This is a genomic window from Telmatospirillum siberiense, from assembly GCF_002845745.1.
GTDB classification, from domain to species: Bacteria; Pseudomonadota; Alphaproteobacteria; order Rhodospirillales; family Magnetospirillaceae; genus Telmatospirillum; species Telmatospirillum siberiense.
Window position 1 is genome coordinate 76,032 of record NZ_PIUM01000017.1, and the last position, 22,060, is coordinate 98,091.

Sequence of the window (22,060 nt, forward strand, 5' to 3'; positions counted from 1 at the left end):
GTATCAAATAGAGGCGAGGCGCAAACTGTGCCGAACGGCCCATGGGACGCGCCCGGGCATGACGGAAATGGGAATTTCCGCAACTGCGACCCGGCGTTCGAGGGGACGGTGACCGGTTGGGATCGTCGGACATTCGCGGGTCCCGTTCTTTTTTAGACGTATATTTTCGATATTTCTTGTGTTCTTCACGCTGTTTTGTTGGCGTGTATTTGCTATTTTATGTTTATATTTACATTAATACCGTTTGGAGCATGCCCTTGGCCATATTATGCCGAATTTGCATTGGCGGTTCCCGGTCCGCGATTTTATTTTCCCATCATCATTCCCTTGATGGAACCGACGAACATGACAGCCTCTCACTCTTCTTCGGGTAAAGGCACCGGGCCGGAACGCCTGGGCGACGCGGTGGGCGATCTCGAAGCTCTGGCCCTGGAATATCATCAGCGCGGCCGGCCGGGAAAGCTGGCCACGGTGGCCACCAAGCCGATGGAGACGCAGCGGGATCTGGGACTGGCCTATTCGCCGGGCGTGGCGCACGCCTGCAATGCCATCGCGGCCAACCCCGAGCGGGCGGCGCAATTGACGGCACGGGCCAATATGGTGGCCGTGGTGACCAACGGCACGGCGGTTCTGGGACTGGGCGACATCGGGCCGCTGGCGGCCAAGCCGGTGATGGAAGGCAAGGCGGTTCTCTTCAAGAAGTTCGCCGGCATCGACGCCTTCGATCTCGAGGTGAATGAAAAGGACGTCGACGCCCTGGTCGATACCATCGCGCGGCTGGAACCGACCTTCGGCGCGATCAATCTCGAAGATATCGCGGCGCCGGCCTGTTTCGAGGTCGAGCGGCGTCTGCGCGAGCGGATGAAGATACCCGTCTTTCACGACGATCAGCATGGTACGGCGATCGTGGTCGGGGCCGCCGTGCTGAACGGTCTCCATCTGGTCGGCAAGAAGATCGAGGACGTGCGGGTCGTTTCCACCGGCGGCGGGGCCGCCGGCATCGCCTGTCTCGACATGCTGGTCGGGATGGGGCTGACGCGGTCCAATGTCGTGCTGGTCGACCGGGTCGGCGTCGTCTATGACGGCCGCACCGAGGAGATGAACCCCTACAAGCAGGCCTATGCGCAGAAGACCAACGCGCGCACCTTGGACGAGGTCATCGACGGCGCCGATGTCTTCCTGGGGTTGTCCGCTCCCGGTCTTCTGTCCGGGGACATGGTCAAGCGGATGGCCGACAGCCCGTTCATTCTCGCCCTGGCCAACCCCGATCCCGAAATCACTCCCGAGGAGGCCCGCGCCGCCAGGCCCGATGCCATCATCGCCACCGGGCGGTCCGATTATCCCAATCAGGTCAATAACCTGCTGTGCTTCCCCTTCATCTTTCGCGCGGCGCTCGACGTCGGGGCGACGACGATCAACGAGGAAATGCAGCTGGCCTGTCTGAAGGCCATCGCCGAGATGGCCCGCGCCGAGCCCTCCGACGTGGTGGTGGCGGCCTATGGCGATGCGGCGAAGCTGCGCTTCGGTCCCGATTACATTCTGCCCAAGCCGTTCGATCCGCGCCTGATCGTCGAGATCGCCGAGGCGGTGGCCAAGGCGGCGATGGATTCGGGCGTGGCGACGCGGCCGATCGCCGATCTGAAGGCCTATCGGCAGCAGCTCGAACAATATGTCTTCCGTTCCAGCCTGGTGATGAAGCCGGTCTTCCGCAAGGCGCAGCAGCAGCCGAAGCGTGTCGTCTATGCCGAGGGCGAGGACGAGAGGGTGCTGCGTGTCGCCCAGGTGGCCGTCGACGAGGGGCTGGCCCGGCCGATCCTGATCGGGCGCGCCGGAATCATCGCCGAGAAGATCGACCGGCTGGGATTGCGTCTGGTTGCCGGGCGGCATTTCGACGCCGTCGAAGCCGAGAGCGATTCCCGTTTCGACGCTTACGCCAAGTCCTATCATGACCTGATGGGCCGCCATGGCGTGCGGCCGGACTACGCCGGGCTGGTCATGCGGAGCAACGCCACGGTTTTCGCAGCCACGATGCTGAGCCGCGGGGACGCCGACGCCATGGTCTGCGGGATGGAAAAGCCCTTCGCCAGCCATTTCGGCGACGTCATGGACGTCATCGGATTGCGGGCCGACGCCACCATCGCGGCGACGATGAATCTGATGATTCTCGACAAGAGCACGTTCTTCCTGTGCGACACCCAGGTGAATGCCGATCCCACGGCCGAGCAGATCGCCGAGATCGCCGTGATGGCCGCCGAAAAGGTGCGACTGTTCGGGATCGAGCCCAAGGTCGCGCTGTTGTCCCACTCCAACTTCGGCAGCGCCGACACGCCCAGCGCCCGCAAGATGCGGGCCGCCCTGGAAATCATCAGTCATCTGGCGCCCAATCTCGAAGTCGACGGCGAGATGCATGCCGACATGGCGCTGTCCCAGATGGTGCGCAACAAGGTGCTGCCCGACACCCGGCTCAAGGGCAACGCCAATTTGTTGATCATGCCGACGCTGGACGCCGCCAACATCGCCTTCAACCTGCTGCAGGCGGTGGGCGAGGGGCGCACCGTCGGCCCCATCCTGCTGGGGGCGGCCAAGCCGGTGCATATCGTCACCCGCTTCATCACGGCGCGCGGCCTGTTGAACGTCACGGCGGTCTCGGTCGTGGAAGCCCAGTCGGTCTGAGGGTCCTGTTTGTCGGTCGCGGCGATGGGCAAGCCATCGCCGCGACTGTTCCCATGCCCCTTGATACCCTTATCCCAACTCTCGGTGATCGGAACCGATCACCGAGCCCTCAATCGCCGGGTGGGATACATCCGTATCCCTTGGCTTCGCGCCAACGATGGCGCGGGCCCTCATCGAGACTTGGTCTTAAGGCTCAAGAGCGTGATTGCGTCATGTCATGTCGCGCTCGTCTCGTCGATGGTCGGGCTGGGATAGCCGAGCAGCGCGTATGAATACTGCCCAAGATGCGCGTTGAGGACCCAGGGTATCAGGTCCGCGAAATAAGTGATCAAGGTCGGTGGCGTCGCGGGGGTCCAGGCTGGCGGATATTGGGTCGCATCCGTTCCCCAACTGCCCCACTTTCCGTAGAAAGGTGATTGCATCAGGCAAGGGGTGTAGTACGCGGTGCTGCCGCCGTCATAGCCGGATTTGCTCATCATGTCGTTCATGAGCGCATAGGCGTCCGGTCCGGCCGGGTCCAGATCCAGCTTTCCCATCTTGGGTGCGAGTTCGGCGCCGCCGGCAAAAAAGGAAGGATAGTTGACGTCCGAACCGGTCGGCTGTTCGATCAAACCGGCCAATCCCCACCACGCCCTTGGCACCACGTCATAGGTATTGGCGTAGTTCATGTTCCAGTATCCGAATGTCCAGTCGCAATAATCGCAGGGCTGCGCGCTCGTCGGGGCCGGAGTGTAGGGGCCGACCTGTTGCGATGCGGGCGGAGTGAAGAACAGGCCGGCGAATCCCGGTGTGCCCGGTGTAGGTCCCGCCGATGCGAGAATATAGACGTTGGCCCATCCGCTGGCTTCCGGGTTGGGGGCATTTTTGTCGGATGGGGTTGGCGATTGCGCCGCCTGCGGGTAGAGCAGCATCGCCAAGGTGGGAGCAAGGGCCCCGCCGAGGCTGTGGCCGGTGAAGACGAGCGTCTGGCCTGTCTGGGTTACGGATTTGGAATTCAGGAACTGTACCAGGGTTTGCCCGCTGTTCGGATCCTGCATCGTGTAGAGATTGGATATGCCATCGGCCGTTCCCGCGTCGATGGCCGGTGTCGATGGCGATGGGGCCGAGGAAAAACCGTTCCAGACCAGTTGGTTGGGAGTCGGGGTGAGATTCGCCGTCGGAGGCCAAGCCTTCATGTCGGCCGGCGCGACATCCAGATCTTCGAGGGTTGCCCCCGTCCATCCCGCAGGATTGGTGCCGGCGATGGCCACCACATAGATCTTCAATGACGGGCTTTGCGCGACAAACATGGTGTTGGTGGCGCCCTGATTATTCTTGGCCTGGAAGACGACCGGCCCCCAGACCGTGCCCCAGTCACCTTGGCTGGCGTTTTCTGGGGGAAGGGTGAGGCAGGGATAATTCGGACTGGGCGTGTTCATGAATTTGTAGAACGGCCCCTGATCGGAGGGATCAGTACCTGGGGTTCCCGCCAGAAAAGCCGCCAGTTCTGCTTGCAGGACGTCTGGTTCCCCGGTTTTGTCGAACAAGGCGTTCGAGGCCAGATTCAGCATGAAGACAGATTGCGGAAGGTTGTAAGGCGTTAGGTTCGTTGCCATTTCTCTATTCCCTCTGGTTGGATGTTCGGGTTCGCCGAGTTCGGCGTGTCGAACTTGATTCAGGCGCGGCTGCGAAATCCCATCCGTTTCCCGTCGTAGTCCAGGCAATAGTCGTATCCGCCCAGCAGATGGATGCTGGTGTTCAGGCTGCTGCCGGCACCGGCCCGGTTCATCAGCATGAAGGCCGGTGGTGTGAAGGGCGAAGCTTGTCCCAGCGTGAACCGATAGGCGCAGACGCCGTCCGACACCGCGATGTCGAAGCTGACGCCGGGCAGGAACGTGCCGTTTGGCTGAGTCTCGGGGGTTGGCGGGGGATCGGGCTGCCACAGGCTGGCCGGAATATTGGCGCTTTCGGTGAACAGCATCGGCCGTGGAACGCCGGTATCCATCAGCAGATCGCAGGTGATCGGTCCGGTGGTGGTGCCCTGGTAAGATATGGTCAGGGTGGCGTTGGGACCTTCGTAAATGACGCTGTCGGGGTCTTCGGAGAGGGAGCCCTTGGGGGGAAGGCCGACGAACTCGAAGCCTGCAATATTCCGGCTGTTCAGACCGATATCGATCCCTTGCGGTGTCAGCACGTAGCCGGCGCTCAAAGGCTGGTTGTTGACGGTAAGGGAAAACAGCGGATTGGCGGCCCTGACCGTCGCCTGGTCGGCATGGAATCCGATGCCCATCATGCCGCCGTCGAAGGGCTGCCGCGTCTTGCCATGGAGGAGCATGTAGGAGGCCACCATGACCTTGACGGTCGTCTGGGGATAATCAGCGGGATCGTATTTCGACTTGGGAGCCTCCGAACCGAAAAGGCGTACCGGCAGGTCCGCCCACCATCCCCAGATCTGGTTTTGGCTGGGCAGGTAGGTGACGAGCAGGGCGGGATCGCCCTGGGTTTGGATCTTGTTCCGGTAATAGCTCGACAGAAACTGACTCCCGATGGCGATGCCGCAAGACCCGGTGTCGACCTGTAGCGCTTTGGGTTGGGCATCGTCGGCCCCCCCATCGGGGGCGGGGCCGACCAGGGCCTCCACGAAGAAGCCCTTCTGATCCATGTTGGACCCCGGCGTGAAGCCGAGGGGATAGCTTGATCCATTTGTCGTGGATACCATCTTCATTCCTCCGAACATTGCGGAATGCCACGCAATCGTGGCCCGTCGATCGCGCAAAACGGGTGTCGGAAAGACAGGCCATCCGGCGTTTTCGATAAATCTCTAATAGATTATAATTTTCATTCCCACATCCCATGATTGTGGGATGCGCCTGTCCGGGCGGCACGGTATGGAACGGCGGGGGCTGAAGGAAGGGAGGGACTGATGTCGCTGATCCTCGTCATCGAAGACGAGTGGGAATTGCGTTCGGGGCTCGCCACCGGCCTGCGCCATGCGGGCTTCGACGTCTCCGAGGCCGAGGACGGCGATACCGGTTACGACGCCATCCTTTCCCTCCGGCCGGATCTCGTCCTGTGCGACATCGGCCTTCCGGGATTGCGCGGCGACAAGGTGCTGGAGCGGCTGCGGCGCGAGCGCCCGGATCTGTCCCGTCTGCCGTTCCTGTTCCTGACGGCGTTCGCGGATCGTCAGAGCATCCTTGCCGGGCATCAGCTCGGGGCCGACGACTATCTGGTCAAGCCCATCGATCTCGAACTTCTCGTCGCGGTGATCGCCAAGCGGCTGGAGCAGGTCGAACGATGGGAAATCTCGCGCCGTTCCGACCTGGAGCGGCAGCGCGACCAGTTTCTGTCGGCGCTTTCCGAGCGGAGTCAGCTTTCGTTTCTCTCGGCCGCCGATGTGCTCCATCATCTGTCCGACGCGGTTTTGCTGTTCAACGAAGCCCGACAGGTCATCTTCATCAACCGGGTCGCCAGGCGTCTCCTTGCGCAGGAGGATGGGCTTTCCCTGCGCAATGGGGTACTGACGGGGACCAGAGGCGAGGACAGCCGGCGTATCCAGGCGCTGCTTTCCGCCGTGCTTTCCCCCGTCGACGGGGTGGAGCCGCGCCCGCTGGTCCTGCCGCGTCCCTCGGGACGGCGGGCCTATGAGGCGCGTGCCTGCCGCCTTGACGCCGGGCTTGATCTTGGGCCGGACTGCGCCGCCCTGGCGGCGCTTTTTCTGTCCGATCCCGAATTTCGGTGCCGACCGTCCGAGGCCGCGTTGTGCGCCCTCTACGGCTTCACGCGGACGGAAGCCAGGATCGTCGCCAATCTGACCCTGGGACTGTCGGTGGGCGAAGTCGCGCACGCCCAGCGGATCAGCCGGAACACGGTCCACCATCATCTGAAGTCGATCTTCGTGAAGACCGACACGACCCGGCAGAGCGAACTGGTCGCGCTGGTCCTCTCGGGGTTGGCGGCCCGCTCCGCGGTTCCCGCCGCTCTCGCGGATCGCTCCTGATTCATGCTCGATACGCAGACCCTGATGATCGTGCTGGCGATGATCGCCGTTTTCGTGGCAATCGTCGTCCTGATCGCCTGGCGCGGAGAGCGGCGCTATGCGGGGATGCGCGAGATCAGGATCGGCCTTCCCCTGTTGGCGGGGGCGATGCTGCTGAGCGGGCTGCGGCAGGTTCTGCCGGCGGTTCCGGCGATCGGGCTTGGCAATCTTGGTATCGTCGTCGGCAGCGTGCTGTCGCTGAACGGCGTTCTGATGCTGGCGGGACGGCGCCCCCTTTGGTTCTGGCATATCGCCTTGGCGACCGCTTTCCTGCTTCCGTTCTTCTATTTCCTGCTGATCGAGCCCTCGACCCCGGTCCGCGCCGAACTCGCCGGCCTGTTCGACGCTTTTCTCCATTGGAGCGCCTTCGTCGTCCTGATCCGTCGGTCCGGCGGCGGCCTCAAGACGCGGCGTTCTCTGGCGGCGTTGCTGCTGCTGCATGGATCGGTCGAGGCGGGCAGGGGGCTGGCGACACTCTTCTGGGATCCCGCCGTCGATTATCGGGGGCCGAGCCAGCTCGTCACCTTTTCGGCGCTTGAACAGATTTTTTTTGCGGTGGCGCTCACCATGTTCATGATCCAACTGGTGAGCGAGCGCCTTCAGGCCGACCTCTTGCGTTCGGAAGCGCGGATCGCCTCGGCTTTTCACGTGGCGAGCGACGCCTTCGCCCTTTTCGACGGCGAGCGCCGGCTGATCGCCGTCAACCAGTGTTTCTGCGCCTTCTTTCCCGACGCCGCCGACCACGCGCGGGCGGGGGCGGCCATGACAAGCCTGTTTGGCCTGGCACCGGACCGTTTCGGGCTCGACGCCTCCTGGCTGGGCGAGGTCGCGGCGGACGGCGATCTTCCCGCCCTCGACCGCGTGGTCCGCCTGCCGGACGATGTCTGGCTGCACGTCAGCAGCGAGAGAACGGGAGACGGGGGGCTGGTTCTATGCTGGAGCGACATCACCGTCTTCAAGCAGGCGGAAGGCATTCTCGCCAATGAACTCGCCCGGGAGCGTGAATTGGCCACCATCCAGCGCAGTTTCGTTTCCATGGCCTCGCACCAGTTCCGCACGCCTTTGTCGATCATCGATATCAACGCGCAGCTTTTGGAACTCGCGGGCCGTCCACCGATGGGCCGCGACGAGGTGTCGCAGCGGGTGACACGCATAAGGCGGACGGTCCGGCGTATGATCGGCCTGATGGAGGTGATGCTGGGCGCGGCCAGCGCCGAGGCCGGGAAGATCCAGGTGAACCGGGTGCCTTGCGATCTCGCCGGGCTGTTGCGCGACGCTTGCGAGCGCATGCGGGAAATCGCGCCCGACCGCCTGTTCGAGCTTGATGTTGAGCAGTTGCCGGCGACCGTGCTGTGCGACGCCAATCTTATCGATCAGGTGATCGTCAATCTGCTGTCGAATGCCGTTAAATATTCGCGCAAGCCTTATCAGGTGATGGTCTTGGGCCGCACCGAGGGCAATGCCGCCGTCTTCGCGGTGGAGGATTTCGGGGTGGGCATCGCGCCGGAGGACCAGGCCCATATCTTCGAACGCTTTTTCCGCGCCAATAACGTCGGGTCCATCGCCGGCACCGGCATTGGCCTGACCCTGGCGCGCTATATCGTCGATCTGCACGGCGGCGGCATCTCGGTGGCCAGCCAGCTGGGCGCCGGTTCGACCTTCACGGTCCGCCTGCCCATCGTTTGACCGCGTGCCGGCGGTGGGCTTCCCGATGTGAAACCAAGTTGCATCCGCCCGCCGCTTATCATATGGTGCCGCCCTCTCCTTGTTGGGGCGTAGCCAAGCGGTAAGGCAGCGGGTTTTGATCCCGTCATTCGGAGGTTCGATCCCTCCCGCCCCAGCCACTCACGCCGGATTCTCGGCGGCGGAGAATTTCAGGCTTGCAGAATTCAGAAGCGGCCCGTCCAGGCGATGGGGATTCCGCCCTTATGTTCTCAATGTGACGGTTCGGAGAACCCATAGTCCTTGAAGACGGCGCGGCCGGCCGCGCCGGCGACGAAGGCTGCGACGGCGGCCACTTCGGGGCGCTGATGGCCGGCGACGACGGCCAGGGGAAAATCGAGCACCGGCGAGATTTCGGCCGGGAATTGCAGGATGATTTTCAGCTTGCCGTCTCTTGCCACGTCGCTGGCGAAGCCGATGCCGGCGGGGACTTCCCGTCTTTCGACCATCAGGGCGACGGCCCGGACATGGGGCAGCATGGCGATTTTCCCCTGGAGGGCCGCCCACTGTCCCGTCTTTTCCAGCGCGGCGCGGGCGAAGCGTCCGGCGGGGACCATGTCGGGGTCGGCGATCGCCAGTTTGCCGTCGCCCAGTTGGGCGGCCAGGGACTCGCCCGGCGCTCCGCCGAAGCTGAAGCCGCTGTCGGCAGGAGCCACCAGGACGAGGCTTGTCGAGGCCAGGCGAACGATGGGGGTTTCGCTCAACATTTTTTTCCCGTTCAGGAAATCCATCCACTGGGGATCGGCCGAAATGAAGATATCGGCCGGGGCGCCGTCGACGATCTGCCGGGCCTGGGCGGGACTGTGGCCGATGACCAGCGTGAAGGGGACGCCCGCCTCGCCGGCCGCCTGGGCGATCCGCGTCAGGGGCTCTTCCATGGCGCCGGGAGCGTAGACCACCACCTCGGCGCTGGCGGGTCGCGCCGGCAGCATCCAACCCAGCATCGCGATCAGCAACAACGTCCGCCCATGAAAGCCCGGCATTTTCCACCTCTTATGGTTGCCCGGATATAGGATATCGAAAGGCACGCCACGTAAAGCGCCGCGTGCCCGGGGCCGCGAATCCAGGTTAACAAACGGTTGGTGCCGACAATTTCGTTCGCCGGCTCACTCCCAAGAGTCGTCATACCCGTCCTTGACACCCGGCTGTCCGGCACGGATTTTGCCCTTAACAAATGGAAAAATTCATGCGCGACCGATCAATTATAAGTCGTCACACCCAGACTTGATCCGGGCATCCACGTGCCGCTTCCAATGACGTCGGTCGGTCCTCTGCAATCATGGATTGCCGGGTCAAGCCCGGCAATGACGGTTTTTTTTGGTTGTGATCACCACTCAAGCACGGCCATGACGCCAGGTTAACAAAATCGAAATCTGAGTTCGAAGCCCCGGCCGCCAGTCGCGCTTCGATCCGCATCTGTGCTCATCTGCGTTCATCTGTGCTGATCTGTGTTTCCTTATGATCGATTCCGGCGGGTTATCCCGAGACCGGATTCACGCATCTCCATTTTTAACGTATTATCAATATATTAAGCGTCATTGCGAGGAGCGGGGCGACGAAGCAATCCAGCCTACCGGAAGGGCTGGATTGCTTCGCCTTTAGGCTCGCAATTGACGGCATGTCTCCCCGGCAAAGTTGAGATGTGTGAATGCCATAGCCCTTTGCCCCGCCACGGGCGCGATCGGCGCTTTGCGAATGGGACGACCTTCGCGTATTCTGGAAACGGACGGCCTTATCTCTCCCAGCCGAAGGGATGGTGAGCGCAATTGCGTTGGATTCGTTGGGGTTTGGGAATTCTGCTGGCCGCCTTGATCCTCGGAACCGAGATCGAGGAGGGGCACGGCATTCATATCGCCCTTCTCCTGGTGAGCGGCGCGGCGCTCGCTGGCGTCGCTTGGTGCTACCAGGACAGGCCCCGTCTCAGCATGCTTTTCGCCGCGATCGGCGTTTCCTCTTTCGTCGTCATCATCGGCATGCATTGCTTCAAGGGGGACTGGGACGCGCGGTGGGCCGGTTGGGTGTCCGTCGTGTTGCTGGGGCTGATTTTCGTTTTCCTCGGACGTCGTCTCTTTCTGGGTACGCGGCGCCCTTGATTTGCCATCCTTGACGGCTAAATCTTTCTCGACCCGGAATTTTCCCCGGCGGGGAAACGACGCCTGAGGGCGCGTTTCTGTTTTTGTGAAGTCAGGAGAGAACGGATGACTCCTCAGGAGAGGGATCTGATTCAAGGTGTCTTCGACCGCCTGGCCCGGTCGGGTGTGGGCCAGAAGGACGCCGAGGCCGAGAGGATGATCCAAGACCAGATGCCGCGTGTTCCAGACGCCGCCTATGGTCTCGTGCAGGCGGTGATCGTCCAGGAAATGGGTCTCAATCAGGCGACCGCGCGCATCAATGAGTTGCAGCGGCAATTGGACGAGACGCGCGCCGCCGCGGCGGGCGCCCCGACAGGCGGCTTTTTGAGTGGCGCCGGCCCCTGGGGCGGCGGTTCCGTCCCCCGGTCCGGTCCGCAGGCGGCATATGCCCCCGCCGCCGTTCCCGCCGCCGGGCCGGGCTACGCCCAGCAGGCTCCCGCTTATGCGCCGCAGCCGTCCGGTCCGTGGGGCCAGCCGCAGCAGCAGCCGTCGGCTGCCGGAGGCTTCCTGCGTAACGCGGCGACCATGGCGGCCGGCGTCGCCGGCGGTACGCTGATCGCCGAGGGTCTGAGTTCGATGTTCGGTGGACACCGTTTCGGTGGTGGTCTCGGCGGCGGCTTCGGCGGCGGTCTGGCCGGCGGCAGCCCCTGGGGCGGCGGTCCCACGGAAATCGTCGAGAACGTGACCAACAATTATTACGGCGACCAGGCCGGTGGGCGCGGCGCGACGGAGGATGCCTCCTATCAGGACGCTTCCTACCAGGACACCTCCGTTGACGATGCGGGAGCTGGTTTCGACGGTGGCTTCGACGACACCTCCGACGTTTGATTGAAGCTTGACCGGTGCCGGTACCGCCGGCACCGGTCGATCATCGATCGGGCGGAGGTGGGCCTATTTCGGTAGGCGCCGCAGGATCTGGTCGGCCAGCTTGTTGTAATCGCCGTCGAAATGATGGCCGCCCGGCAGCTGCAGAACCTCGACGTCCCGGCTGTTCAGACCGGGGCACACGGAGCTCTTGGTCTCTTCCGAGCCATAGACGCAAAGAAGTCTGACGCCCGACAGCTTGGCCAGTTCGGGGGGGACGGGCAGGGCGCTTTTGTGCGGCTGATCGTGCAGCCAGTCACCCCAGTGGATTTCCCAATTGGCGTAGGTGTTCGAGCCGAGCATGGTGGCCAGTGCCACTTTCGTCCTCAGCGGATCGGGCATGCGCGACAGGACGAAGGGCAGGACGGCGGCGCCGAAGGAAAACCCGATCAGAATTACCCGGTCCTTGTCCCACGCCTTCAAATAGGCGGCGAGGGTCGCGTTGACGTCGCGGGCCGTTTCCTCCGGGCTGCGCGTGTCCCAGAAATATTTCATGCAGTCGAAGCCGAGCACGCTGATGCCGCGGCCGGCCAGCAGAGTTCCCAGTTGCTTATCGAGATCGGCCCAACCGCCGTCACCCGACAGAATGACCGCCAAGTCGCGGTCGGTGGCGTTCGGAGTCCTGTATTCGACCAGCGTTCCCTTGGGCAGGGAGGGCGTGGATTGGGCCTGGGCGGGTCCAATGGGGGTACAGAAGGCTGACAACAGCAGCCCAAGGATCGCCACGCCTCTCATTTCGCGACCAGTCCCTTCACACCGCCGGAAATCAGGGCCGCCACGTCGGCGGCCACCCGAGGCAGGACCATGCCGCCCGGAGAAGCCATGAAGCGCGGCTGCCATTGCGGCAGGAACTTTTCCTTGTAGCGGCGCAGTCCCTGGAAATTGTACAGATCCTCGCCGTGCCGATAGAGGAAGGCGCCGACCCGGTTCCACAGCGGTGCCAAGGCGTTGTCGCGCATGCCGGAAAGCGGGGCCACGCCGAAACTGAACCAGCGGAAGCCCTGCGCCTGTCCCCAGAGCATGCTCTCGATGAACAGATAATCCATCACACCATAGCCGCTGTCCTGGCGATGGCGCATCAGATCGACGGCGACTTCTTCCTTTTCCCCGGATAGCCAGAGATTGGCGAAGGCGACGATCCGGCCTTCGCGGCGCACCAGGGCCATGGGAAAGCGGCTGATGTAATCGGCGTCGAAGCGGCCAAGGGAAAATCCCTTTTCCTTGGTGTGGCGGCTGGACAGCCATTCGTCGGAAACGCTTTGCAATTCGCCGAGAAGCGGTGGGACCGCCTCGATGGGAATGACCTCGAAGCTGGCGCCGTCCTTCTGAGCCCGCTTGTGGGCATAACGCAGTTCGCTGCGTGTCGGTCCCTGGAGGGAAAAACCGTCGAGCCGCACCCGGGCCTCCTCTCCCAGTTTGACGAAGGAAAGACCGAGATCGAGGTAGAACGGCAGAGCCTCGCCGGAAACCTGATAGAACACCGGCCAGCCCGCCGCCCGGTCGACCATTTCGCGGAAGAGCCAGATGAGATCGGGCCATTCCTCCGCGGGGCCGACGGGATCGCCGAGCGCCACCCAGCTCCGTCCCGACCGGGCATACATCAAAAAGGCCGTCTTCCGCGCATTGAAAAGGAAGCTCTTGTCTCCCAGCAAGGCGATCTGCGCCTCCGCCGACGGGGAGGCCTCGGCGATGGTTTTAGCCGTCGCCAACTGCTCGGCGTCGGGAGCCCGCGGGCGGGCGCGGGCGGGGGCCAGCAGGCGCGACAGCATATAGGCTCCGGCCAGCGCGGCGACGACCACCGCGGCGCGCAAGGCGCGCGGCGCTTCCGAAGCGAAGGCGAAATGCCACCACATCTGGCGGGAATAGCCATGATGTTTGAAGGCGAACTGTCCCAGCCACAGGCTGCCGCCGATGATGGTGACCACCGCCGCCGCCCAGGTGGGCGTAAAGCGTTGTTCGATCAGCGAGGCCTTGCGGTAGAAGGCGCGTCTGGCGGGAACCAGTCCCCCGAACAGAATGGCCAGCAGCCCTGCCTCTTCCCAGTCGAACCCTTTCAGAAGCGAAAAGACGATGCCGGCCGCATAAAGTCCGAGGGCCAGCCAATAGGCGCCGTCCAGGCGCCGATAAAGTCCACGGGCCAGCAGCAGAAGCCAGACGCCGACCACGCTGCCCAGCAGATGCGAGAGTTCGACCACCGGCAGCGGCAGGAAATTCTGCAGCGTGGCGAGTCGGATCGGCACGGCCGGCGTGGCTCCCGACCAGAGGAGGACTGCCCCGCCCAGGAGCGCCATGGCGGCGAACAGGCTGGGCGCCATGATGTCGATGGTGCCGCCCAGCCAGCGGGCGGTGGTGGTCAAGGCGCGGCCGCGCTGAAGGAGTTCGACGACGGCGAGAAGCAGGGCGGCGATGACCAGGGGGAGAAGATTGTAAATGGTCCGGTAGAGAACCAGGGACCCCAGAACCTGGGTCGGCGGCAACTGGGGCAGCATCAGCACCATCAGACCCTCGAAGACACCCAGTCCTCCGGGGACATGGCTGATCACGCCGGCCATGATGGCGACGGCGTAAAGACCGATGAAGGCGAGGAAGGACGGGGCGCCGACGGGCGGCAGCAGGAAATGCAGGGCGGCGGCGGCCAGGACGAGGTCGATCACCGCCAGGAACGTCTGGGCGGCCGTCATCCGCCATGAGGGCGGAGCGATCCTTTTACCGGCGATGACGAAGCCGCGCCGTCCCCAGAAGGTGGCCCCGGCGTAAAGCAGCAGGCAGGCCAGCAGGGCGGCGCCGATGGGGCGGACTGACGACGCGGGCAGGGCGATGGCGATGCCGACGGGATGCGGTTCGAACAGCATGGCCATGGTGACAACGCCGGTGACGCCCAGCCCGAAGGTCAGGGCGCAGAAGGCGACGATGCGGGCGACGTCTCCGCCGGAAATGCCGGCACCCGAATAAAGGCGGTAGCGGATCGAACTTCCGGTCAGGGCGGCGAAGCCGGTGCTGTGGCTGATCGCCTGGGCGATGAAGGACGCCAGGGCGATCCGGCGGTAGGGGAGCTGGACGCCGACATGGCGGGCCGCCAGGGCGTCGAATCCGGTCAGGGCCCAGTAGGAGCCGGCGCTGGCGACCACGGCGGCGATGATGGCCGGCCAGGGCGTCCGATGCAGCACATGCTGGACATCGGCCAGGGTGAACTGGTGAAGCGACCGGTGCAGGATCCACAGCGCCAGGGCGAAGACGAGGACGCTGGAAAGCGCCAGCGCGGTGCGGAGGATTTTCGGCATTTGCCCTGACCAGAAAGCCGCCTTTGGCTGATCTTCCGCCATGTCGGCCTCAGGCAAGGACATGGTCGGCGACAAAAGGGTTGGTTCGACGTTCTTGGCCGAACGTCGAGACTGGTCCGTGTCCCGGCACGAAGGTCACGTCGTCCCCCATTGGCCAGAGCCGGGTGGTGATCGAGCGGATCAACGTGGGATGGTCGCCGCGCGGGAAATCGGTGCGGCCGATCGATCCGGCGAACAACACGTCGCCGACGAAGGCCAATTGGCTGGGTTGATGAAAGAACACCACATGGCCGGGGGTGTGTCCCGGACAATGCCTGACATCGAACGTCTGCGCGCCCACCGTCACCGTGTCGCCGTCCGTCAACCAGCGCGAGGGGGTGAAGGGACGGCAGTTCGGAACACCGAAATCGTCGCCCCGTTCGGTGATGGCGTCGATCAGAAAGCCATCGTCCGCGCCGGGGCCTTCGATGGGCACGCCCAAGCGTTCGGCAAGTTCGGCGGCGCCACCGGCGTGATCGAAATGGCCGTGGGTGATCAGAATTTTTTCGATGACCGGATGGTGGGTTTCGATCGCCTGTTCGATCCGTTCAAGGTCGCCTCCCGGATCGATGACCGCTCCCTTGCCGGTTTCCGTGCACCAGACGACGGAACAATTCTGGGCGAAGCTGGTTACCGGGACGATGACGGCTTGCAGGGGAGTTTGCTGGGGCAAGGAGTATCTCCGTTTGGTGTCGTGCCGTCGAACTTCTTCGGGCGGCCGTCGGTTGCATATTTTGTGGGTATTCTAAAATATAGCCCTGGATAGAACGAATGGTGCTCAGGGCAAAACCAAAGATCGTGAAATCGCCAAATAAGTTTTCTGACCTGAAACTGTTTCGCCATATGATTTCATTTGTATTTCAACCTTGTGAACGATGATAATTTTTACTTTAGTCATATATCCTTTATGGAAAACTACATCATTATATATGAGTCTTATCCATTCTATGCATTTAGACCTGCCGGCATAAGGTAGAGGAAAGATACATAACCGTACATGGGTGTGGGAACGCTTCGATCCTTACGAGTCCACTGAACAATTGAATTCTTGTTCTTGTGGATCTCGCAACCAATCGCCCCTTCCGAGGAGGAGGAGAGATGCGCGTCAGTCAATCGTCTACCGTCAGAAAAATTGCCGCTTTGGTAATCGCCCTGCTCATTATGCTCGTCGCTTCGGTCGTTTACACGCTTCTCGATTTCCGGGGAAGTCTGATGGACGCCCGGCGTGACAAGGTGAGGGAACTGGTCCTGTCGGCCAAGGGGGTCGCCGAATATTACAAAGCCAAAGCCGATCGCGGCGAACTTAGTCAGGACGAGGCGATGAAGCAGGCCTTCGCCGCTATCGGAACGATCCGTTTCGACGGGGACAATTATTTCTACGCCTATGACTACGATGGCGTCCTGAGGATGATTCCGACACGGCCCGACCTGGTCGGCAAACCTCGCCTGGAGGCGCAAAGCCCCGATGGCGTCTTCTATGTGAAGCGCCTGATCGAAGAGGCCAGGAAGGGGGGAGGTTTTTATAGCTACGGCTACGACAACGGCGGCCAGATGAAGAAGATGCGCCAGAAGGTTTCCTATGGTGCCGGCCTTGATGGATGGCGGCTTGCCTTTGGCGCCGGCATCTACGCCGACGATGTGGACGAGGTTTTCTGGGACAAGGTCGTCGAATTTGGCGGCGTCAGCCTGGTCCTGCTGATTATCAGCTTGGTTTTCGCGTTCTATATCGCCCGCAGCATCGCCGCGCCCCTGGGAGAAATCGGCGGGGCGATGGCGGAACTGGCGAAGGGCGATACCTCGGTTTCGCTGCGCTATGCCGAGAGGAACGATGAAATCGGTCTCATGGCCCGGTCGGTGCAGGTCTTCAAGGACGGTATCATCGAAGCGAACCATCTTTCCCGCCAGCGCGAGGTGGAACAGGCTGAAAAGGAGCAGCGGGTGAGTCGCATCGCGAAACTTGCCGAAACCTTCGACGCGAGCGCCGGGTCGGTGATCGACAAGGTGGCTTCGGCCGCCGAGGCCATGCAGTCGACCGCCAATTCCATGTCGGCCGCCGCCGAACAGACCAGCCAGCAGGCGGCCTCGGCGACGACGGCGGCGCATCAGGCGTCGCAGAACGTGCAGACCGTGGCGTCCGCCGCCGACGAGCTGAGTTCGTCCATTCTGGAAATATCCCGGCAGGTCAGTCAGGCCGCCCAGGTCAGCCAGAAGGCCGTCGGACAGGCCGACCGGACCGGCGAAATCGTCGGCGGACTGGAAACGGCGGCGCGGCGCATCGGGGAAGTGGTGAAACTGATCAACGATATCGCCAGCCAGACCAATCTTCTCGCGCTCAACGCCACCATCGAGGCGGCCCGGGCCGGTGATGCCGGCAAGGGCTTCGCCGTGGTGGCCAACGAGGTGAAGAGCCTGGCCAACCAGACGACGCGGGCCACCGAGGACATCAGCCAGCAGATCTCCGCGGTCCAGCAGGCCACCAGTGAGGCGGTGCAGGCGATCACCGCGATTACCGTCACCATCCAGGACATCAACCAGATTTCAGGCAATATCGCCTCCGCCGTCGAGGAGCAGGGCGCGGCCACACAGGAAATCGCCCGCAATGTCGAGCAGGCGGCCAGCGGCACCGGGGTCGTCAGCCAGAACATTCAAGGGGTCAATGAGGCGGCGAGGATCGCCGGCAACGGTTCGCGCGAGGTGATGTCGGCGTCGACGGAACTTTCCAGGGAATCCGAACAGATGCGTCTATTGATCCACGGGTTTATCGAGGACATGCGCAAGGCGTGAGGGTATCCGCAGGTCCTAAGGCTCTGGGACGAAACAATCGCTCCAGAGCCTTAGGGTTTATATGATGCCTGCGCCTCCGGCTTCGGCCAAGCTCATGCGCCGCTCGGGCTTTAGGGCTTGGAGCGATAATTTCGCCCCAAGCCCTAAAAGGCGGGAGGCCAGGAGAAGATGCCGGCGTTGGGCATTTCGGACCATCCCAGGATCCTGCCGACCCCCCGGCTTGAAACCACCAGCGGCAGCCGGTCCGCTTCGGCGAGACCGGCTGCCCGGCGGGCGGCTTCCATGACCCGGTCGCGAAAAATGTCCTCGGCTTCGCCGCCGGGTGGCGTGACCCCCGATCTGATCAGGCGCTGCGAGGCATCGTCCGCCGGTAGGCCGTTCCATTCGCCCAATCGCCGTTCCCTGAATCCTTCCCAGAATTCGGTCTTTTCGGGATCGAGCCCCAGTTCGACGGCGATGATCCATGCCGTCTCGCGGGTCCGCCGCAGCGGCGAGGCGATCAATTTCAAACCGCTTGACCGGTGACCCAGCCGGTTTTGCAGGTGGCGTGCCGCCTCGTGCGCCTGCCGGGTGCCGGTCGGCGTGAGCAATGGGTCGACATCGCCGCCGGAGCGGATCTTCCGGGCGTTGTCCGTGCTTTCCCCATGGCGGACGAACAGAAACCCCCGGCCGGGGGCGATACTGGGCTCCAGTGTCATTGCCGTTGCCAACCGATCAACCCGATCGTGGTGAAAAGCGCCGCCGCGCAGATGGAAAGAGCGGCCAGATCGCACACGGCCCATTGCAGGCCGTGGATGCCGGACAACAGTCCGATCAAAGCCGGGCCCGCCGCCAATCCGATGCGCTCGCTGGCGCGATAGATGCCGAGAGCCGCCGGACGCGGCAAGCGGTTCGCCGCGGCGAGGGCGACGCTGGTCTGCGCGGGCATGGCGATGATTTGCCCGACCGCCAGGAGAACGGCGGCGGCGAGGGCGATGGCGGTGGCCTGATCACGGCTGGCGATGGCCACGGCGGAGGCCAAAAGCAATGCTCCGGCCGACAGAACCTGTCCGAGAGTGGATGCCCCGGAGGAGCGTTTGTCGAGTTTCCGTCCGGCGACGGGGCAGAGCAGCATGACGGCGGGATAGACGGCGGCGACGGCGGCGATGGTTTCCGGCGGGCGGTCCTGCGCGGTCAGCAACAGGGGGAGGGCATAGATAAAGCCGCCATTGACGGCGCGTGTCGGCAGGGCGGCGAGCATCAGAAAGGTGGGGAAGGCGGGGCCCAACCGCCAGGTCAAGGGGATGGTTTCGGCCGGCTGATCGCGATGATGGGCGCCGCCGATCCTCCATGCCACCAGGGCGCCGGCCAGGCAGAGAAGCGCTCCGCTTTCCGAGGCGGTGCCGAATCCGAAGCCACCGACCAGGAAGCCGCCGAGGAAGGATCCCATCAGCATGCCGGCGAAATAGACGCCCAGGTAACGCGCCGTGGCGCTCGCCGTGCGGTCGGGACCCGAGAAGGAAAGAAAGGCGTCCTGGGCGGCCAGCATGCTGATGCCTATCCCGAAGCCGGTGGTCGCCCGCGCCATGGTGGCCAGCAGGGGATTGCCGACGGCGATCCCGCACAAGGCCAGGCCGATGCCGGCCAAAATGGCACCCAGGGCCAGCATCTGGCCTTGGCCGATCCGCCGGGTCAGTCCGGAGACCAACAGGGCGACGCCGACGGCGATCCAATAAACGGTGGCCGGTATGGCGCCGAAGGTGACGGGCACCGCCGGAACGATGAAGGAATCCCCGGCGGCGGTGGCAAACAGGCTGGTCGCGACCAAGATCTCGGTTTTACCCATGATGGTCAGATCTGCTGTAGGGGTGAGGCTTGACGCCAGGACATATAGGAAGCGACGGCGATCTTCTGCGGACGGACGGCGACGTCGGTCGTCCCGTCGGTGAACAGCAGCCGGATTGGTGCCGAGCGGAGCGGCAATGTCGATTCCGCGGGCAGGATCGCGCCGGATAGCCAGGAGCCGATCAGGGACAGGGACTCATGGTCGGCCAGCGCCGGCGTATGCCCCGTAGCCGGAACATGCGCCACCGTCATGCCATCGCCCTTGGCCATTTGCATGCGGCGCACTGTTTCCGGCAGGAGGGCGTCGGATTCTTCGCCATGCAAAAGCAGAATCGGGCATTGCAGGGCGTGAAAATCGTTCCACTGATCGATGTCGGTGGCCGCTTTTTCGGCATAGGCCTGCGTCGTCCTCGGGTCATGGCGGTATTCGCGGCCGCCGCCGGCCTGGCAGCGCTTGGTCTGGCCCATGATGTTGTGGAGACGGATGGCGTCGCCGATCGGCCCGTCATGCTTCTGGGCGGCGCCGGCGCGGCGGAACAGATCGGCCGGGGTCGGAAAGACGTGATGGCGGCTGACCGTTTCGGCGCGGCGCCGGCGGCGGTCCGCCGACATTTCGGGGCCGATGTCGTTCAAAATCAGGCGGCTGATCAGGGACGGCCGCCTGGCCGCGATATCCATGCCGATCGATCCCCCCAGGCTGGAGCCGACGAGAACGATGCGCCGCAGACCCAATCCGTCGATCAGCGATTCGACGGCATGGGCGAGGATGGCGGGGTTGTAATGGGATTGCTGGGCGAGCCAGCCCGACCGGCCGCGCCCGGGCCAGTCGATGGCGACGACGCGGTGCGCCGTCGACATGTCGGCGGCCAGGAAGTCGAACCGTCGCGCGCTGTTGACGATACCGCCCAGGCAGACGATCGCTTCGCCGCGCTCATCGCCGGGTGCGCTGTCGATATAGGCGAGCTTGGCGGGATAGGTCTTGCGCAGGCGGTCGATGGTGGAGTCCTGGAGCTCCGCCGGGACGGTGTAATCGAACCAGCGATAGGCGCGGACTCCAACGGCGTCGGCAACGTGGTTGGCGAGATCCTCGATCGTCCACCATTCCAGATCGGGAAGGGACAATCCGATCGACATTATCCTGAGTATCTCATCAAAAAGAGCGGATTCGGCGACCGCGGAACTTCCCTCGTTTTTTGATGATATATTGAATGTAGTGTCCATGGGGGGCTCGCTCTGTTTGAGTCAGCAGACGGAACACCGCATCCACCCCTGGCGATTATTATATTCTGCTTTTATTGCAGAAATTTCATGTTAGATGGTCTTTGTATTATATGAGTATGCGTCAAATCGGCACAACAAAGAAAATACAACCATATGTAGAAAAAATTTTATTCAATATTCTTAAGGATGTTTATCTCTGCTGAAAATTCAAGGGAAAGTGCCATATTCGATCGCTTTCATAGCACGGAAACGCCATCGGTATTATGACGTTTGTACGATATCGGCGTGCAAAAATAGGCCATCTTGCCTAATAATAGAAATAATTTTATGAAATATAGAAATTTTCAGACCACAATAATCGAAATATTATTCCGAAAATAGCGCATCCCTTCGGCTGGCGAAGGGATGCGGCTTAAGGGCCTCGCGCTTTGGTTGATGGGGCCTGAGGGAAGCCTCAAACCCCTTCGGGTTTGAGGCCGAGGCGGCCGAAGAGGGACTTGTCGGTATGGGGTGATGGGTTCTGGGTGGTGAGCAGTCGCTCGCCGCAGAAGACGGAGTTGGCGCCGGCGAGGAAGCAGAGCGCCTGGGTCTCGTCGCTCATCTCCTGGCGGCCGGCGGACAGCCGGACGTGGGATTGGGGCATCAGGATGCGGGCGACGGCGATGGTGCGGACGAAGTCGAAGGGATCGACGTCGGCGACGTTCTCCAGGGGCGTGCCGGGGGCCTTGATCAGCAGATTGATCGGCACGCTCTCGGGATGCCTGGGCATGTTGACCAGGGTCTGCAGCATGCGGGCCCGGTCGTCCTGTTGCTCGCCCATGCCGACGATGCCGCCGCAGCAGACCTTGAGACCGGCCTCGCGCACATGCTCCAGGGTGTCCAGGCGGTCGTCGAAGGTCCGCGTGGTGATGATCTTGGAGTAATGTTCCGGCGAGGTGTCGATATTGTGGTTGTAATAGTCGAGGCCGGCCTCCTTCAACTGCTCGGCCTGCTTGGCGTTCAGCATGCCGAGGGTGGCGCAGGTCTCAAGACCCAGCGCCTTCACCCCCTCGACCATCCGCAGCACCACGTCGAAGTCCTTGCCCGGGCTCTTCCAGGCGGCCCCCATGCAGAACCGCGACGCGCCCGACTCCTTGGCCGCCCGGGCGGCCGTCAGGACCGCCTCGACCTCCATCAGGTCTTCCTTCTCGACCCCGGTGTCGTAATGCGCGCTCTGCGGACAATATTTGCAGTCCTCCGGGCATTTCCCCGTCTTGATCGACAAAAGACGGCTGATCTGGATCCGGTTCGGGTCGAAATGCTCCCGATGCACCGTCATCGCCCGATACAGAAGATCGTTGAAGGCAAGCGCGAAAAGAGCCTCGATCTCCTCAAGACTCCAGTCGTGCCGAAGCCCGTCGGCCGCCGTGGCCGGGGCCTCCCCGGTGGCGTTGGGGGTCTTGTTGGAGAGATGCATGGCGGACGCCCTTCCTTGTGATTTGCCCGATGGCCGTCAATACCAC

The 22,060-nt window shown here is 63.0% G+C and carries 16 protein-coding genes and 1 tRNA gene; 7 read left to right on the top strand and 10 right to left on the bottom strand.

Annotated elements, in window-relative coordinates:
• Positions 1-345: 345 nt before the first annotated feature.
• Positions 346-2,673, top strand: a complete 2,328-nt coding sequence (locus tag CWS72_RS14940) for an NADP-dependent malic enzyme (protein WP_101251457.1) — start codon at positions 346-348, stop codon at positions 2,671-2,673.
• Between the two features lie 215 nt (positions 2,674-2,888).
• Here the strand turns inward: CWS72_RS14940 and CWS72_RS14945 are convergent, their stop codons facing one another.
• Both CWS72_RS14945 and CWS72_RS14950 read right to left on the bottom strand, forming a co-directional pair.
• Positions 2,889-4,268, bottom strand: a complete 1,380-nt coding sequence (locus CWS72_RS14945; RefSeq protein WP_146002762.1) for an alpha/beta hydrolase family protein — start codon at positions 4,266-4,268, stop codon at positions 2,889-2,891.
• A gap of 59 nt (positions 4,269-4,327) precedes the next feature.
• Positions 4,328-5,371, bottom strand: a complete 1,044-nt coding sequence (locus tag CWS72_RS14950) for a hypothetical protein (RefSeq protein WP_146002763.1) — start codon at positions 5,369-5,371, stop codon at positions 4,328-4,330.
• Positions 5,372-5,575: 204 nt separating this feature from the next.
• Between CWS72_RS14950 and CWS72_RS14955 the strand changes: the two genes are divergently transcribed.
• The 3 genes from CWS72_RS14955 to CWS72_RS14965 all read left to right on the top strand — a co-directional run bounded on the left by CWS72_RS14955 (position 5,576) and on the right by CWS72_RS14965 (position 8,535).
• Complete coding sequence (locus CWS72_RS14955) at positions 5,576-6,652, top strand: response regulator (RefSeq protein WP_101251421.1); 1,077 nt, start codon at positions 5,576-5,578, stop codon at positions 6,650-6,652.
• A 3-nt stretch (positions 6,653-6,655) separates the two neighbouring features.
• A complete protein-coding gene (locus tag CWS72_RS14960; protein ID WP_101251422.1) occupies positions 6,656-8,377 on the top strand; it encodes a sensor histidine kinase in 1,722 nt (573 codons plus the stop codon).
• A gap of 83 nt (positions 8,378-8,460) precedes the next feature.
• A tRNA-Gln gene (locus CWS72_RS14965) sits at positions 8,461-8,535 on the top strand.
• A gap of 90 nt (positions 8,536-8,625) precedes the next feature.
• On the opposite strand, the gene modA is transcribed toward CWS72_RS14965, so the two are convergent.
• Positions 8,626-9,396 (bottom strand): molybdate ABC transporter substrate-binding protein, encoded by a 771-nt coding sequence (gene modA / locus CWS72_RS14970; protein ID WP_101251423.1) that lies wholly within the window; start codon positions 9,394-9,396, stop codon positions 8,626-8,628.
• Positions 9,397-10,179: 783 nt separating this feature from the next.
• On the opposite strand from modA, the gene CWS72_RS14975 reads away from it, so the two are divergent.
• Both CWS72_RS14975 and CWS72_RS14980 read left to right on the top strand, forming a co-directional pair.
• On the top strand, positions 10,180-10,506 hold the full coding sequence (locus tag CWS72_RS14975) for a hypothetical protein (protein WP_146002764.1): 327 nt from the start codon (positions 10,180-10,182) through the stop codon (positions 10,504-10,506).
• Positions 10,507-10,611: 105 nt separating this feature from the next.
• Positions 10,612-11,373 (top strand): DUF2076 domain-containing protein, encoded by a 762-nt coding sequence (locus tag CWS72_RS14980; RefSeq protein WP_101251425.1) that lies wholly within the window; start codon positions 10,612-10,614, stop codon positions 11,371-11,373.
• A gap of 63 nt (positions 11,374-11,436) precedes the next feature.
• Here the strand turns inward: CWS72_RS14980 and CWS72_RS14985 are convergent, their stop codons facing one another.
• Genes CWS72_RS14985 through CWS72_RS14995 form a run of 3 tightly spaced genes read right to left on the bottom strand, consistent with a single transcriptional unit; the run spans position 11,437 to position 15,402 of the window.
• A complete protein-coding gene (locus CWS72_RS14985; protein WP_206747701.1) occupies positions 11,437-12,135 on the bottom strand; it encodes an alpha/beta fold hydrolase in 699 nt (232 codons plus the stop codon).
• Positions 12,136-12,140: 5 nt separating this feature from the next.
• The gene (gene mprF, locus CWS72_RS14990; protein WP_158240668.1) at positions 12,141-14,690 is read right to left on the bottom strand and encodes a bifunctional lysylphosphatidylglycerol flippase/synthetase MprF; all 2,550 of its coding nucleotides are present in this window, start codon (positions 14,688-14,690) and stop codon (positions 12,141-12,143) included.
• Between the two features lie 49 nt (positions 14,691-14,739).
• Positions 14,740-15,402, bottom strand: coding sequence for an MBL fold metallo-hydrolase (locus tag CWS72_RS14995; protein WP_274540603.1), 663 nt, complete (start codon positions 15,400-15,402; stop codon positions 14,740-14,742).
• Positions 15,403-15,827: 425 nt separating this feature from the next.
• Here CWS72_RS14995 and CWS72_RS15000 point away from each other — a divergent pair, with 425 nt between their 5' ends.
• Positions 15,828-17,513 carry a methyl-accepting chemotaxis protein gene (locus CWS72_RS15000; protein ID WP_101251428.1) on the top strand — a complete coding sequence of 562 codons (1,686 nt, stop codon included), beginning with the start codon at positions 15,828-15,830 and terminating at the stop codon, positions 17,511-17,513.
• 143 nt (positions 17,514-17,656) lie between these two features.
• Here CWS72_RS15000 and CWS72_RS15005 read toward each other — a convergent pair whose 3' ends face one another.
• The 4 genes from CWS72_RS15005 to bioB form a co-directional block, all read right to left on the bottom strand.
• Positions 17,657-18,211 carry a histidine phosphatase family protein gene (locus CWS72_RS15005; RefSeq protein WP_158240669.1) on the bottom strand — a complete coding sequence of 185 codons (555 nt, stop codon included), beginning with the start codon at positions 18,209-18,211 and terminating at the stop codon, positions 17,657-17,659.
• Positions 18,208-19,338: an MFS transporter gene (locus tag CWS72_RS15010; RefSeq protein ID WP_101251430.1), complete on the bottom strand. Its 1,131-nt coding sequence runs from the start codon at positions 19,336-19,338 to the stop codon at positions 18,208-18,210. The genes CWS72_RS15005 and CWS72_RS15010 overlap by 4 nt, the downstream gene beginning before the upstream one ends.
• 5 nt (positions 19,339-19,343) lie before the next feature.
• Positions 19,344-20,471 carry an alpha/beta fold hydrolase gene (locus CWS72_RS15015; RefSeq protein WP_158240670.1) on the bottom strand — a complete coding sequence of 376 codons (1,128 nt, stop codon included), beginning with the start codon at positions 20,469-20,471 and terminating at the stop codon, positions 19,344-19,346.
• A 541-nt stretch (positions 20,472-21,012) separates the two neighbouring features.
• Entirely contained in the window at positions 21,013-22,014 is a 1,002-nt protein-coding gene (bioB, locus tag CWS72_RS15020; RefSeq protein WP_101251432.1) for a biotin synthase BioB, read from the bottom strand.
• Positions 22,015-22,060 lie beyond the last annotated feature (46 nt).